17 protein-coding genes are annotated in these 15,584 nt (G+C 30.1%); 8 read left to right on the top strand and 9 right to left on the bottom strand.

Annotated features, from left to right (window positions below; translation table 11 throughout):
- Nucleotides 1–77: 77 nt before the first annotated feature.
- The 7 genes from Q1B05_RS11990 to Q1B05_RS11960 all read left to right on the top strand — a co-directional run bounded on the left by Q1B05_RS11990 (nucleotide 78) and on the right by Q1B05_RS11960 (nucleotide 6,941).
- Nucleotides 78–929, top strand: coding sequence for a universal stress protein (locus Q1B05_RS11990; protein ID WP_299780969.1), 852 nt, complete (start codon nucleotides 78–80; stop codon nucleotides 927–929).
- A gap of 173 nt (nucleotides 930–1,102) precedes the next feature.
- Nucleotides 1,103–1,954 carry a universal stress protein gene (locus Q1B05_RS11985; protein ID WP_299780967.1) on the top strand — a complete coding sequence of 284 codons (852 nt, stop codon included), beginning with the start codon at nucleotides 1,103–1,105 and terminating at the stop codon, nucleotides 1,952–1,954.
- Between the two features lie 220 nt (nucleotides 1,955–2,174).
- Nucleotides 2,175–3,440 carry a DUF2130 domain-containing protein gene (locus Q1B05_RS11980; RefSeq protein WP_299780965.1) on the top strand — a complete coding sequence of 422 codons (1,266 nt, stop codon included), beginning with the start codon at nucleotides 2,175–2,177 and terminating at the stop codon, nucleotides 3,438–3,440.
- A gap of 33 nt (nucleotides 3,441–3,473) precedes the next feature.
- Nucleotides 3,474–4,091: a fumarylacetoacetate hydrolase family protein gene (locus Q1B05_RS11975; protein ID WP_299780963.1), complete on the top strand. Its 618-nt coding sequence runs from the start codon at nucleotides 3,474–3,476 to the stop codon at nucleotides 4,089–4,091.
- Nucleotides 4,092–4,188: 97 nt separating this feature from the next.
- Nucleotides 4,189–4,761 (top strand): TetR/AcrR family transcriptional regulator, encoded by a 573-nt coding sequence (locus Q1B05_RS11970; RefSeq protein ID WP_299780961.1) that lies wholly within the window; start codon nucleotides 4,189–4,191, stop codon nucleotides 4,759–4,761.
- Between the two features lie 80 nt (nucleotides 4,762–4,841).
- Nucleotides 4,842–5,942 (top strand): MBL fold metallo-hydrolase, encoded by a 1,101-nt coding sequence (locus Q1B05_RS11965; protein ID WP_299780959.1) that lies wholly within the window; start codon nucleotides 4,842–4,844, stop codon nucleotides 5,940–5,942.
- A 96-nt stretch (nucleotides 5,943–6,038) separates the two neighbouring features.
- Nucleotides 6,039–6,941 carry a DMT family transporter gene (locus Q1B05_RS11960; RefSeq protein ID WP_299780957.1) on the top strand — a complete coding sequence of 301 codons (903 nt, stop codon included), beginning with the start codon at nucleotides 6,039–6,041 and terminating at the stop codon, nucleotides 6,939–6,941.
- Nucleotides 6,942–6,957: 16 nt separating this feature from the next.
- On the opposite strand, the gene Q1B05_RS11955 is transcribed toward Q1B05_RS11960, so the two are convergent.
- From Q1B05_RS11955 to Q1B05_RS11925, 7 genes are all read right to left on the bottom strand, one after another.
- On the bottom strand, nucleotides 6,958–7,365 hold the full coding sequence (locus Q1B05_RS11955; protein WP_299780955.1) for a hypothetical protein: 408 nt from the start codon (nucleotides 7,363–7,365) through the stop codon (nucleotides 6,958–6,960).
- 11 nt (nucleotides 7,366–7,376) lie between these two features.
- Nucleotides 7,377–7,727, bottom strand: coding sequence for a hypothetical protein (locus Q1B05_RS11950; RefSeq protein ID WP_299780954.1), 351 nt, complete (start codon nucleotides 7,725–7,727; stop codon nucleotides 7,377–7,379).
- Nucleotides 7,728–7,732: 5 nt separating this feature from the next.
- Nucleotides 7,733–8,149 (bottom strand): GreA/GreB family elongation factor, encoded by a 417-nt coding sequence (locus Q1B05_RS11945; RefSeq protein ID WP_299780952.1) that lies wholly within the window; start codon nucleotides 8,147–8,149, stop codon nucleotides 7,733–7,735.
- 13 nt (nucleotides 8,150–8,162) lie between these two features.
- A complete protein-coding gene (locus tag Q1B05_RS11940) occupies nucleotides 8,163–9,458 on the bottom strand; it encodes a Glu/Leu/Phe/Val dehydrogenase (RefSeq protein WP_299780950.1) in 1,296 nt (431 codons plus the stop codon).
- A gap of 22 nt (nucleotides 9,459–9,480) precedes the next feature.
- Nucleotides 9,481–9,651, bottom strand: a complete 171-nt coding sequence (locus Q1B05_RS11935; protein ID WP_299780948.1) for a hypothetical protein — start codon at nucleotides 9,649–9,651, stop codon at nucleotides 9,481–9,483.
- Between the two features lie 193 nt (nucleotides 9,652–9,844).
- Entirely contained in the window at nucleotides 9,845–11,173 is a 1,329-nt protein-coding gene (locus tag Q1B05_RS11930; protein WP_299780947.1) for a sigma-54 dependent transcriptional regulator, read from the bottom strand.
- Nucleotides 11,174–11,175: 2 nt separating this feature from the next.
- Nucleotides 11,176–12,267, bottom strand: coding sequence for a HAMP domain-containing sensor histidine kinase (locus Q1B05_RS11925; RefSeq protein WP_299780946.1), 1,092 nt, complete (start codon nucleotides 12,265–12,267; stop codon nucleotides 11,176–11,178).
- 236 nt (nucleotides 12,268–12,503) lie between these two features.
- Between Q1B05_RS11925 and Q1B05_RS11920 the strand changes: the two genes are divergently transcribed.
- A complete protein-coding gene (locus Q1B05_RS11920; RefSeq protein ID WP_299780944.1) occupies nucleotides 12,504–13,433 on the top strand; it encodes an EamA family transporter in 930 nt (309 codons plus the stop codon).
- A 19-nt stretch (nucleotides 13,434–13,452) separates the two neighbouring features.
- On the opposite strand, the gene Q1B05_RS11915 is transcribed toward Q1B05_RS11920, so the two are convergent.
- Together Q1B05_RS11915 and Q1B05_RS11910 are read right to left on the bottom strand one after the other, a co-directional pair.
- A complete protein-coding gene (locus Q1B05_RS11915) occupies nucleotides 13,453–14,130 on the bottom strand; it encodes a LytTR family DNA-binding domain-containing protein (protein ID WP_299780942.1) in 678 nt (225 codons plus the stop codon).
- A complete protein-coding gene (locus tag Q1B05_RS11910; protein WP_299780940.1) occupies nucleotides 14,123–15,175 on the bottom strand; it encodes a histidine kinase in 1,053 nt (350 codons plus the stop codon). Before Q1B05_RS11910 ends, Q1B05_RS11915 begins: the two co-directional genes overlap by 8 nt.
- Nucleotides 15,176–15,584: the final 409 nt, after the last annotated feature.

The following is a 15,584-nucleotide window of genomic DNA, read 5'->3' as shown; positions in this document are numbered from 1 at the left end:
ATAGTTCGTTAATATATGTGTAAAATCATTGTGTATATGTGCGAATATTCGTAATTTTAATTAAGAAATTTTATATCATGAAAAATATACTTTTACCAACAGATTTTTCTGAAAATGCTTGGAATGCGATAGAATATGCGTTACAGCTTTTTAAGGATGAAACATGTAATTTTTATATTCTACATTCTTTTGATCAACCCGATTCAGGTTCTTACATGGGGGTTACTTCAGCTATGGCTAAAGAATCTATTTATAATGCTCATGTAGAGAATAGTAAACAAGGTTTACGAGAAGTTTTAGATAAAATAAAGAGTACATATTCTAATGCAAATCATAAATATAAATGTTTGTCTATTTATAAAACATTTCCTGCAGCCATAAAAAAAGTGGTAGCAGATTTTAGTATCGATTGTATTGTTATGGGTACAAAAGGTGCTGGAAAAATAAAGGAAATTACTGTAGGTAGTAATACCTCTGGTTTAATAGGTGTAGTAAATTGTCCAATTATAGCAATTCCTAGACATGCTCATTTTAAGTCGATTAAAGAAATAGGGATGTCTACAGATTATGATATTACTTTCACAGAAAAAGGATTAAGTCCGCTTTTAGATATTGCTAAAATGAATGATTCTTTAATTTCCGTATTTCATATTATGGATCGTATTAAAACACTAACTAAAACTCAAGAAGAAAAATCTGAAGCTTTAAAAGCTGTTTTAGAAGACTATTCTGCAAATTACTTTACGCTTACAGATATAGGAGTAATTACAGGTGTACGTGCCTTTGTACAAAGCCGAAAATTAGATTTATTGTGTGTTATTGCTAGAGAGCAAGACTTTTTAAAACGTGTATTAAATCAATCGTATAGTAAGTCTATTAGTAATAAGTCTAACGTACCATTATTAATTTTAAACATTAAAAATTTTTAAAAACAAAGTTGTTTTGTTGTATCGTTTAAAACGGATCTGAATTAATATACAAAAGGTAGCAATATAAAAATTGCTACCTTTTTTTAGTTATACATTTCGTTCGATTAAAATGTGAGTAAAATCATTGTTTAAATAAGCTAAATAGACTAACTTTAATTAAGAAATTCATTATTATGAAATACATACTTTTACCAACAGATTTCTCTAAAAATGCTTGGAATGCAATAGAATACGCCTTGAATTTGTTTAAGGAAGAGACGTGTACATTCTATATATTAAATGTGTATAATCAGCCTGCTTCTGGGCCATATACAGGAATAACTTCTGCTAAGGCAAGAGAGGCGATTTATCATGCACAAGTCGAAAATAGTAATGCGGGGTTAAAAGATGTTTTGAATAAATTAAACGAGAGTTATCATAATCCGAATCACACTTACCAATGTGTCTCTAAATACGAAATGTTTACTACGGCTGTACTTAATGTCGAAAAAGAACTCAATATAGATTGTATTGTCATGGGAACCAAAGGAGCAAGTATGTTTAAAGAAATGACTTTGGGTAGTAATACAGCCTCATTAATAGGTATTGTAAAATGCCCAATAATTGCAGTTCCTAAAAATAAAACATTCAAAAAAATTAAAGAAATTGGGTTGTCTACAGATTACGATATTAATTTTACAGAAGAAGGTTTAAAACCACTCTTACGTTTAGTTAATTATAACAATTCTACACTTTCTGTATTGCATATTATGGATCGTAACTATAAATTAACACCAGAACAAAACGAAGTTTTAGATGGTTTAAAAAAGGTTTTACAAGATATAAAATCAAATTTTTATACGCTTACAGATATTGGTGTATCTTCTGGAGTTCATGCTTTTGTAGAAAGTCGAAAATTAGATATGTTATGTATTATTGCGAAGGAACAAGACTTTTTAAAGCGTATTTTAAATAAATCGTACAGTAAGTCTATTAGTAACCATTCTAATGTACCTTTATTAATTTTGAGTATTAAAAATTTTTAAGTCATATTGTTATGTTATCGATTAATAATCCCGGTTTCAATAGAGTCGGGATTTTTTTATACGAATGATGAAATAAATACTGATAATTGAAAAAAACAGATTGAGTCTCTACAATTAAAACGTTATAATTTATTTATATTTGAAACGTTTTTTTAAGTCAATAAAATATCAATTTTTAGAATAAAATAAATCAAATCTACTCCATAATATAAATGTATATATGAAACAAGAATCACAAATTAAATGTCCCAATTGTGGTACGACTATCGATGTACAAGATATATTATCGCATCAATTAGAAGATGAAATCAAACAAAAGTATCAAGCCCAATTAGCTCAAGAAAAAAAACGATACGATGCCAGTCAAGAGCAATTAACTAAAGAGCGTGCTGCTTTTGAAGAGAAGAAGAAAAAAGAAAACGAATTATTCCAAAATCGTTTAGAATCTGCTTTAAAAGAGGAAAAACGTCAGATAGAAATAAGAGTTAAACATAAAATCACCGAAGAACAGTCTGAACAATTTAAAGCCTTACAAACCGAGTTAAATGAAAAGTCTGAACAAGTCAAAGAATTAAATCGTTCTAAAGCTGAAATTGAAAAATTAAAACGTGAAAAAGGTGAATTAAAAGCTCAAGCTGAAGCTGATGCTCAAAAACAACTAAGTGAAACCTTATTAACCGAAAAGGAAAAAATAAGAAAAGCTGAAGAAGATAAAAACGAATTGCGTTTTAAAGAAATGCAAATGCAACTTGAAGCCCAAAAGAAACTGACCGAAGAAATGAAGCGTAAGCAGGAGCAAGGGTCTATGCAATTGCAAGGTGAGGCTCAAGAATTAGCAATAGAAGAGTGGTTGGCAGCTAAGTTTCCACTAGATACTATTGAAGAAATAAAAAAAGGTGCTCGTGGCGGAGATTGCATTCAAATTGTACACACTAGAACCGATCAGAATTGTGGCTCTATATATTATGAAAGTAAACGAACCAAAGATTTTCAACCCAGTTGGATAGAAAAATTTAAAGCAGATATTCGCGATCGTGGTGCAAATATAGGTGTGTTAGTTACCGAAGTAATGCCGTCTGATATGGACCGTTTAGGATTACGAGATGGAATATGGATTTGTAATTACGAAGAGTTTAAAGGACTTTGTGCTGTACTCCGAGAATCTATTATTCAGTTAAACCGTGCTATAGTTGCTCAAGATAATAAGGGAGATAAAATGGATTTGCTTTACGATTACCTGACTAGCACTACTTTTAGAATGCAAATAGAAGCCATTGTTGAAGGTTTTACACAAATGAAATCCGATTTAGATAGTGAAAAACGTTCTATGCAACGCATTTGGAAACAACGCGAAAAGCAAATAGAAAAAGTAGTAACAAATACCATCGATATGTATGGCTCTATTAAAGGCATTGCTGGAAACGCTATTCAATCGGTTAAAGCATTAGAACTTCCTGGCGATGAACAGGATAACTTATTAGATTAATAAAAAATAAATATATATTAAATATACAAACACATGAAAATACTAGCAATTGGTAAAAATTATGTTCTTAATGCTGAAGATTTAAAAACCACAGCAAAAAGCGGTAAACAACTTATTTTCTCTAAACCAGAATCAAGTTTATCTAAAGATAATAAAGACGTAGAATATCCTTCGTTTACAGAAAATTTAGCTTACGAAGTAGAATTAGTTTTAGAAATAGGAAAAACGGGTAAAAATATAGCAGAAGCAGATGCTGCATCTTATATTTCTGGAATTGCAGTTGGTATAGACTATACAGCTAAAGATGTTTTAAACGATGTAAGAGAAGGTAAAGGTCCTTGGGATTTAGCTAAAGGTTTTGATGGAGCAGCTCCAATATCTCCAGTTAAAGCGGTTTCTAATTTTTCTGATCTTAAAAACATTAATTTCGATTTAAAAATTAATGGAGAAACAGTTCAAGAAGGAAATACGAGTTTAATTATTTACACTTTTGAAGAAATTATCGCATTCGTTTCCAAGTATTTTACTTTAGAACCAGGAGACTTAATCTTTACAGGAACACCAGCTTACGGTACAGGTCAGATACATAAAGGCGATCAGTTACAAGCTTCTATAGAAGGTGAATTGTTATTAGATTTTAAAATGGTATAATACATTAACCATTATATTTAAACTCGGGATTCACGTCTCGAGTTTTTTATTTTATGTTAAACGAATATTTATTCGATTAATTATATACATTTGTAATGTGAAATTAAAAGACGAATTAAAACGAGAAGCCATCATTAATGAAACTATAGCGATAGTGTATGCTAAAGGTTTTGCTGGTGTAAAAATGGCACATATTGCCAAAAAGGTAGATATTTCTCCCTCAACATTATATGTCTATTTTAAAAGTAAAGACGATTTAATTAGTTCGATTGCCACAGACTTGCTTAAAAACATTACCAATATTAGTCAGAATCAATTAAAACAAGATTTGCCGTATAAGTTAAAGTTTAAAGCTATTTGGGTGTTTTATATCAATTTCGGTATAAATAATCGAAAAGAAATGAGCTTTATTACTCAAGTAAAGCAATCGCCTTATTTTGATATGATTCCAGAACATATAAGACATTTAAAATCATCTTTTATTTTAGATTTATTAGATGAAGGAAAACAACAAGGGCTAATTAAAGATGTAGATAACACTATTTTATCAGCTTTGTTAGGTGCATTCTTAACAGAAACCATAAAATTAATAGATTCTAAACTGTTACAATTACAAGAAGAAGATATAAACACCATGTTCTTATTAGCTTGGGATGCTGTAAAGAATTAAAAAATTTGAAAAATAATCGAATAAAAATTCGGTTAAAAATTGACGTTGCAATAAATATGTTTAAAAAAATAATTAAAAGAATGGTTGTTATAATAGGTTTAGGTTTACTAATATTAGTATTAGGAACTTTTTTATTTTTAAATATGAGTCCTGAATTTGGTGGGAAACAAACCGCAGAACGCGAAAAAAAGTTTGCACTAACCAAGCATTATGTAGATGGTAAGTTTATAAATAATGGAAATATAGACCTGAAAATGGGAGTGAAAGATTTTGGTAAAAGTCTTGTGCAATATTTCAATGCTCCGAAAGGGACTGCTCCAAGTCATCCAATTCAGGTAGAAATCATTATACCTTCAGATTTACAAAATTATACGGGAAAAACACGCTTATTTTGGTTTGGACATTCTGCTTTTTTACTTCAAATCAATTCAAAAAATATATTGATTGATCCCATGTTTGGAGATGTTCCTGCACCGCATCCCATGTTAGGAACAAAACGATTTAGTGATCGTTTACCAATTACTATTGAAGATTTACCAACTATAGATGCTGTAATAATTTCTCATGATCATTACGATCATTTAGATTATGGAAGTATAACAAAACTTAAAGAAAAAGTTAATGCTTTTTATACGCCTTTAGGTGTGGGAGCACATTTAGAATCTTGGGGTGTTTCTAAAGATATAATTCATGAATTAGATTGGTGGGAAGCTATTGCTTTTCAGGATTTAAAATTTGTGTGCACACCGGCTCAACATTTTTCAGGTAGAGGTTTAAGTGATAAAGGAAAAACATTGTGGAGTTCTTGGATTATAAATTCTGAAAAAGACCATATTTTCTTTAGTGGCGATAGTGGTTATGGATCTCATTTTAAAGAGATCGGTGAAAAATATGGCCCATTTGATTTTGCTATGATTGAGTGTGGGCAGTACAATACTTTATGGCACGAAATACATATGTATCCAGAAGAAACAGTTCAAGCGGCAATAGATATTAAAGCAAAACAGATGATGCCTATACATTGGGGTGCTTTTAAATTAGCCATGCACGAATGGACAGAACCCGTAGAACGTTTAGTGCAAGCTGCTAAAAAACAACATTTAGAATTAGTTACTCCTCGTATTGGAGCTCCTATAATTATTGAAAATACAAGTAAAACATCTATGCAGTGGTGGAAATAAATTGTATAAATATTTAGTATAACGAAATCGTATAGCTTTAAGATATAATTCTTCTGATAAATGTATATTTTTGCGACTTCAAATTTTTAGAATTGAATGAATTCTGAAATTAAACGATCTAGCAATATGCAATTAAAAGATTCCATAAAATTAATGCTGCTAAGTACTTTAGCTTTTGCATGTATGAACGGCGCTGTAAAATATTTAGATAATATTGGGGCTTTTCAAATTGTGTTTTTTAGATCGTTAGGATCGTTGTTTTTTACTTTTGGATATTTATTAAAAAATAAGATTCCATTAGTTGGTAAAAATAATAAATTACTGATTTTAAGAGGTATTGTTGGTGTAACATCCATGTCTTTATTTTTCATGTCTACTAAGTATTTACCTATTGGTACAGCCGTTTCATTAAGATATTTAGCACCTATTTTCGCTGCTATTTTTGCAGTATTAATTTTAAAAGAAAAGATATTCCCGTTACAATGGATATTCTTTGTTCTAGCTTTTTTAGGTGTTGTTATTTTGAAAGGGTTTGATTCTGATTTAGATACCTTTGGACTAACTTTAATCCTTATTGCAGCTGTATTTAGCGGATTAGTATATATTATAATTAGTAAAATAGGTAAGTCGGAACATCCTGTTGTTGTTGTGAATTATTTTATGATTATTTCGACAATAGTTGGAGGATTACTAACTATTAATAACTGGGTAACCCCAGTAGGTTTACAATGGTTATTTTTAGGATTACTTGGTGTGTTTGGGTATTTTGGACAGTTATTAATGACCAAAGCATTCCAGAATGCACAAACCAATCAAGTTGCACCTATTAAATATGTTGAAGTTATTTTTACAATGATTTTAGGAATTACAATCTTTAATGAATCTTATCCGTTTTGGTCGCTATTTGGTATTTTATTAATCATTGCTTCACTAATTGCAAATATTATTTATAAAGGAAAAAAGACTAAGAAATTAGCACTTGAAAAAGCTAAATCTTAGTCTAAGGTTATTTTAATTATTTACGTTTGTACTGTGTTAATTGATTATAAATATCTGTTTTAAGTGCACGATATTCTTTTGTGAGTAAGATATATTCAACGCGTCTCTTTTCGTGAAGCTTAGCGCGATTTATATCATATTCATTTTTTCCAAATTCTAATTCTTGACGTAAATGTTGTTCGTATTTACACAATTCTCCCATAGTAAGTGTATTACGACGTCTAAACTGTTGAATTGATTGTTGAATTTTTTCACTCATTATAAGTTGTCTGTTTAGCATACTAAACGCATTAATTTCTATGTTTTTGTATTCTAAGTCGTCTGTCCATTGCGAAATTTCTTGAATGTCTTTTTTTATAAACAGGCGTCTATTTTCATCTACTTTATAATGCATTTGCGTATTTATAGGATTAGATTGGAACATTGAATTTGTTATTATTGTGTAAGTTTAGATCTAAATATTTTATATTCTTTTGTTAGTTGTAAATACTTGTTTTTGTGTTTGTTATGTTCATACATAAAAGCCATGCTATTTTGTAAATTATCATTATGCATCCAATCTCTGAATTCTTTATAATTTTGAATTGCTTTTAAAATGGAATTGATTTTAGAAGTTTGTAATAAAATAGCCTTCTCTATTAAAAGATGTTTAGTCTGATTTATTTCAGAATAAAAAAGGTCTAATTCTTTCTTAATATTTTTTAAATGTATAATCCAAAATTCTAACTCTCGAGCACTTTGTTGCTGCGTATAACTCCTGTTGATGTCTAAATAATATACATTCATAAGCATTAAATTACAATGTCTAAACCACTATAGTTGTATTCTTGTTCTACGGTTACAATTTTTAATTCTTTAGTCCCATTAGGAAATTCCCAAGTAATATAATCACCTTCGGCATACCCAAATAGGGCAGAACCCATTGGTGTAAGAATTGAAATTTTATTTTGTTTAAAGTCTTTATTTTGCGGAATAACAATTTGTATTGTTTTCTGCCAATTACCTTGCTCTACCGTAACAATACTGTTAAAACGAATAACATCATTTGGCATAGCTTCCAGATCTACAATATCTGCTTCTAGGAGTTCATGACTTAATTTTTGTAATGATTTTTTTGTTTCAATATCTTTAGAATACCCCGTAAGGTTAAGTATGCGTTTTAAAAACACATACTCTTTTTTTTCTAGAATTAATTTTCCGTATTTCATTTTAATTTTTTTATTATGGAAAAATTCCACGTTGTATATATGCTTTTTCGATTCGCTGAATTGCTAAACAAAATGCTGCTGTACGTGTGTCTACGCCTTCTGTTAGAGCATAATCATATACTCTATTAAAAGATCCTTTAAGTACTTTTTCAAGTTTAAGAATCACTTCGTCCATATGCCAAAGTTCACCGTTTCTGTTTTGTAGCCATTCAAAATAACTTCCTATTACACCACCAGAATTACAAAGTATGTCTGGAATAATTTCTACGCCGTTTTCTAATAGTATTCGTTCTCCTTCTACATTTGTAGGGCCGTTTGCTCCTTCAGCAATAAGTTTAGCTTTAATTTTATGTGCATTGTCTGCTGTAATTTGATTTCCTAAGGCAGCAGGAATTATAATGTCACAGTCTATTCCGAAGAAATCTTCCTTAGCAATTGCTATTGAATCTGCAAAATTATTAACGCTTCCTTCATTATTTGTAACATGTGTTTGAAGTTGTTTAACGTTTAAGCCTTCTGATTTGTAAATACTTGCAAATGCATCTTGAACACCAATTAATACGGCTCCTTCTTGTTCCATAAAATAAGATGCCCAATACCCTACATTTCCAAAACCTTGAACAATAAAAGTTTTACCTTTAAGTGATACCTGTTGTTTTTCAGCCCATAATTTAATGGTTAAAAACACCCCGTATCCTGTAGAACGATCACGGCCTTCAATACCTCCAGAACCTACAGGTTTTCCCGTAACTACGTGCTGGTATCTTGAACGCTCGGAAGGGCTTTTAGTAGACATATATGTATCTGCAATCCAGGCCATTGTTTGTGCATTTGTATTTACATCGGGAGCAGGAATGTCGTGCTCTGGTCCGATGTTATCTCCTAATGCATATGTAAAACGACGTGTAATACGTTCCAATTCTGATTGAGAATATAGTTTTGGGTTAATTTTTATTCCTCCTTTAGCTCCTCCATATGGTAAGCCCGCCAAAGATGTTTTCCAAGTCATCCACATGGCTAAAGCTTTTGCTGCATCAATATCTACAGTTTCATGATATCGTAACCCACCTTTGTATGGACCTAATGCATTATTGTGTTGCACACGATATCCGGTAATAATTTCTACATCACCATTATCCATTTTTACAGGAAAATGGATGATGATTTCATTATTAGTCACATTTAGAATGCGTCGAATATTCGGGTTTAAATAGATGTGGTCGGCTGCTTTATTAAACTGTTCAATCACGTTTGCAACCATACCTGACTCGTTTTTTTTTACTGGTAATTGTATATCTTTTGTAATCATATTAAAATATTTAAAACTGAAATTAATAACATGGATCAGTTGTTTTAGTTTTTTGTTTTGGTCTGTTTGCCATCTCTAAGAAGAGTGCACTTTCGAACTCACTACACGACGACACTTTTTCTTTTTGTGTGGTTAAAACACAAGCATTACAATGCACACATTCTGTACAGATACTATATATTGTTTTTTTCATAGTGTATAATTCTATTTGTAATAAGGTAAAGGCAAGTGTTATGCCATTACCATTTTAAGGCTAGAACAAAAAGAAGAAACCCCTTTAAAACACTTGTTTTTAAAGGGGTTTTGTGTAAAAATAATAAGACTACAATTTTATGTGACTGGTACAAAATTACCCGTACGAGTAATTTTTAACCAAAACAAGACTATTAATCTTTTAGCTTTTCTCTTAACGTTTTTCTATTAATTTGAAGTAATTCTGCTGCTCTTGTTTTATTGTTATTACAAGCACGAAGTACTTTTAAAATATATTGTTTTTCCATGTCTTTAAGCGGAATAAAATGGGATTCAGAAAAAGAGATATTATATTTTAAAGATTCAGGTAACACTTCTACGGTTACCGTTTTATCACTTAATATAATTGCACGTTGCAATATGTTTTCTAACTCTCTAATATTACCAGGCCAATTATAACGTTCTAAAATAGGAATAACATCAGGATCCATTTTTGCAATTCTGTCTTTATATTCTAGTCCGTATTTATATAAAAATTTATCTGCTAGAAGCGATATATCTTCCGGTCTATTTCTTAGCGGTGGCACATCAATCTCAACAACGGTTAAACGATAATATAAATCTTCTCTGAATGATTTGTTTTTTATCATCTCTTTAAGATTACTATTAGTTGCTGTAATAATTCTTAAATCTATTTTTTCAGCCTTTTGAGCCCCTACTTTTATTACTTCTTTTTCCTGAAGCACACGAAGTAATCGCGATTGTACAGCTAATGAAGCATTGCCTATTTCATCTAAAAAAATAGTACCACCATTGGCCGCTTGAAAAAATCCGTTTCTATTAGTATCTGCTCCCGTGAAGGCACCTTTTACATAACCAAAGAGTTCTGCTTCTAGAAGGTTTTCTGGTATACCACCACAATTTACAGCTATAAAAGGGCCTTTAGAAAACTGACCTTGGTAATGAATAGAACGCGCTACAAGTTCTTTTCCTGTACCACTTTCGCCAGAAATAAACACAGTTGCTTTATTGTTTTTTACTCGTTCTATAAGTTGAATAACATGTTTTATACCGGTAGATTTTCCTATAATTTCACCATAGGTTCCATCAGTTAAAATGTTGATTTTTTTATTGTTTGAAGACTGATATTTATTTTGTGCTAAGGTTTTATTTAAAGCATTAATTAATTCATTTTTAGTAAATGGTTTAGTCAAATATTCAACCACTCCAGATTTTATTACGGTTAATGAATCTTGAATAGAAGGGAAGCCTGTTATGACTAGTTTTCCTGTTTTTGGGTAATGCTCTGATGTAAATTTTAAGAGTTCGAAACCATCAATTTCAGGCATATTTAAGTCTGTAATTAACACATCAATTTTAGTGTCTTTTAAAATGGTAACAGCCTCTTTTACCGATAAAGCTTTAAAAGTATGGTATTGTAAAGCTTGTAAGTGACGCTGAAGTAATTCTAAGATATGAATATCATCATCTACAAGTAATATGTTTTCTTTTAATAGGCCCATGATTAATGATGTTTTGGTAAATTAACAATAAATGACGCTCCTTTAGGTGTATTGTTTTCAACAAAAATAGTGCCTTTGTGGCTTGCTACTATACCATGAACTACGCTTAAACCTAAGCCAGTACCGCATCCAACAGGTTTAGTTGTAAAGAAGGGTTGAAAAATTTTATCTAAGTTTTCATTAGAAACACCTTCTCCTTGATCGGTTATTTTTAAACACATGTTTTGTTTGGTTTCAATCACTTCAATCGTGACTAAATCGCTTGGTTTAGAATAGTAAATGGCATTTATTATTAAATTGAAAATAATCTGAGTTAGTTGAATTGTATCGACTTTAATATTAATTTCCTGACTGTCTATTTTTACTATATATTTTACTTGATTTTTTCTGAAACTAGGTTCCAATAAACCTAAAGCATCTTTAATGACAGGCACAATGTTTACCGTGACCATTTCTTGAGGCATTTCACAAGCAAAAAACATGAGTTTTTTTACAACTTCTCGTGCATACATTGCACTATTAATAATTTTATTTAAATCTTTGGATTCTTCTGCATTTGTTATTTTTGGTTGTAATAATTCTGCAAAACCAAGAATATTGGCAAGTGGCGTGTTTAATTCGTGAGCAATTCCAGCGGTAATTTCCCCTAAAATATTTAAACGATCGTTACGTTCCATTTGGCGTTTTAAAGAGGCTTCATTTTTTATAATTTGAAAACGCTCTAATAAGTTTCCTAATTTTAAGGCTACGTTATTAAGTAACTGCTGTTCTTCGTCTAGAAAAGAATTTTCTATTAAAGTTTCAGACGAATACCTTGCTATAATGCACCCGTTTTTAATATTAAACAGTTTTATAAGTCCTGTAATTTTTGGAGAATTAGAATTTGTCTGTCCTGTTTCTACACATATTGTATCATACTGAATACAAATTTCGGTATGTTCTGGATACTGAAATGCTTTTTTTAAACTAAAAGAAATGGCATAAAAAATATCATCAATTTGTTCGTAATTGGCATTTGCAATTATGGAAGAAACCTCGTATAAACAAGTTAATTCTTTAATGCGTTCTTGTAGGGCGTGTTCAGTTGTATTCATGAAATTTAATTAATCTATAAAATTAATCAAAAATCACGCCTATATTTTAAGTATTTGAAATTTTTATAGTCTGTTATTAGTGAATTTAATTGTTTTTAAGCTATCTAGATAGCTCTTTTAAAGGTTAATTTGTGTTCATATTTTTAATATTTTTTTCACGATACAATAGACTGCTTTTTAGTTTTATATTCATAATATTGTTTACTTAATTTTCACATTAACCCAAGTCTTATTTTATGAGTAAACCTCGAAAAGGCATACTAATTATACTTTCTTTTTTCGCCATTTATGTTATTTGGGGATCTACATATTTAATGAATAAAATAGTAGTTACAGAAGTTGCTCCTTTTTTATTAGCTGCTATTCGTTTTTTAAGTGCAGGAACTTTAATTATGATTATTTCTAGAGCTTTAAAACTTCCAATGCAAGTTACTAGAGCTCAATTTATAAATTGTGTTATTGCTGGTTTTTTATTCCTAGTTTACGGAAATGGTGTTTTTGTGTGGGCACTAAAATATGTAGATAGCGGTTTTGCAGCATTAATAGTAGCCACGCAACCACTATTCGTTATTTTTTTAATGCGCATATTACAAGGTAAGAAAATACAACCTAAATCGTTGTTAGGTGTTGGTTTCGGAATGGTAGGTATGTATTTACTAATTAGTCAGGACACTTTAAGTTTAACAAGAGAAAGTACTATAGGAATAGTCGTTATATTTACTTGTGTTATTGGGATAAGTTTTGCAAGCATTTTTGTGTCTAAATCTAATTTGCCATCTCATTTTTTTGTTACAACGGGGTATCAAATGCTAACTGCTGGCGCCATTTTATTGTTAGGAAGTTTAGCTTTAGGAGAAACTTGGACGAGTCCGTTAGAATGGAGTACAAGAGCACAAACGGCTATGGTTTTGCTTGTATTATTTGGAAGTATAGTCGCTTTTACAGCTTTTAATTTTCTTTTAAAAGAAGTATCTACAGAAAAAGTAGCAACTTCTGCTTATGTAAATCCGGTGATAGCTTTAGTATTAGGATGGTATGTTTTAGATGAAAATGTGAGTTTACAATCTATAATTGCTGGTGGTGTTTTATTAACTGGTGTATATTTTATTAATTCAAAGAAGAAAATGGTTCTCTTTTCAAGATTTAAAAAAAGTATTAAACACTAATATTAATATAACGTATCATTTAAAACAATTGTGATTTTACAGTATCGTAATACGAATCACTTACAGGAATCATAATGTCATTTAATAATAAATCACGACTTTTTAACCCTGTAACTTTATGTGTGTTAACAATATAAGATCTATGTACTCTTAAGAATAGGGATGTAGGTAAGGTTTTTTCAAGAGATTTTAAAGATTGGTAGCTCATAATTTTTCTACCATTAAGATGAAACACTACATATTCGCTGTCACTTTCTATATAAATAATATCTTCTAATTTAATTTTATGTAAATCGTAACCCGATTTAACGGTAATGTATTCAGACTTGGGTTTTGGTAATTGTATTGTACCTGACTTTAGTTTATTCACGGCTTTTAAAAAACGCTCGAAAGTGATTGGTTTTAATAAATAATCTAGTGCGTCTAGTTCAAAACCTTGAATGGCATAATCTGAATATGCTGTTGTAAAAATAATTTTAGTATGTGCAGGTATCAATTTTGCAAAATCGGTTCCTTTTAAATCAGGCATTTGTATGTCCAGAAAGATTACATCAATTGTTTCTTTTTTTAGGGTAACCATGGCGTCTAAAGGACTTTCAAAACTGCCACATAATTCTAAAAAATCAAGTTTTTTTACATAGCCATCCAATAAAGTTCTGGCCAATTCTTCGTCATCAATAATTAAACATTTATACATTTTTTTCTAATTTTAAAGACACACTAAATGTATTATTTACAGTTGTTATTTTTAAATCATGACTATTAGGATATAAGATAGCCAAACGTTTTTTTACATTTTCTAAACCAATTCCGCCTAAAGCATCTTTATTAATAGGCGCTTCTGGTATGCTATTTTCTATTTTAAAGAGAATGCAATGCGCACCAGTTTCAATATAAATGGTTATAAATGTATCTTTAATTTTTTCAATATTAGAATGTTTAAAGGCATTTTCTACAAACGGTATTAAAAGCATAGGAGATAACATGATATTTGAAGAAGACACATTAAAATATGTAGTAATCGGGTATATTTTACTGCTTTTTAATCTAAATAATTTAATATAGTTATCTATATAATCCATTTCCTTTTGAAGCGAAACTTCTGGCTGTTCACACTCGTATAATACATAACGCAACATATCCGAGAGGTAACTAATGCTCTTTTGTGTCTTTTCTGTATCTATACCCGAAAGGGCATAAATGTTATTCAAAGCATTGAATAGGAAATGCGGATTAATTTGAGATTTTAATAATTTAAGCTCAGTGTTTAAGGTTTGTGCTTTACTTTTTATTAAGGCTTCTTCATTTTTCTGATTGTAATACACAACCTCTATAACAGTTGATAAAATATAAGATAAAACAATAAGTAAATTTTGAGTAAGAAATTGAGCATTTGGTCTGCGAGGATCTGGTCCTTCTGGGCCTTCTAATAGTCCAGGGCCAAAACCTAAACCTCTTGGGTGTGGACTTGGTAGTACATTTTGAGGCGTAAAATAAGATGCTGCTAAAGTTACCAGTACCAATATTAATATAGAAACTCCTATAAAAATCATGTATTTTTTAGTGAATAAATATTTAGGTGCAGCAAAAAAAATAAGTAATAGCATCGCTATAATTTGCGCTACAAAAGCTGAGGCATTTTCTAATAAAAAATGAGTTGCCCAAAATTGCCCAGACCATAAAATAAGCCATATGGTAAGTAATAATACAATCTGAAAACTAAAGCGTTTTAATTTATTCATTAGTGTGTAATCTCTTTTATTTACTTCAATTGTAACTTGTTAATCAGGTTTTGAATACAAATTAAAGTATTTTAAAATGAATGGATGGCTAATAATGGTACGATTATACACATGAAATTAGCTCTTTACTTAAAGTATACTAGAATTCACTTAAAAGATAAGGGTGATCGTTGAATACTACCATATACTACACAATATATAATGATCTTCGTAATGTAATATTGATTACAGATGTAGTTAATTCTAGTATAAAATATTAACAAAACTGAAATATGTATTTGTTCTCCCATAAATATATAATTCAACTATTAGCTATAAAGGGTTTGTTTTATTATAAAACGAGCCCTTTAGTATTATATACTATAATGACTTAAATCTAATTCTTCTAAAAACTTTTAATAATTAATAT

Source organism: uncultured Formosa sp., from assembly GCF_947500765.1.
GTDB lineage: Bacteria > Bacteroidota > Bacteroidia > Flavobacteriales > Flavobacteriaceae > Formosa.
The sequence above is the reverse complement of the archived record's forward strand: the minus strand, read 5'-3'. Positions and strand labels throughout refer to the sequence as shown.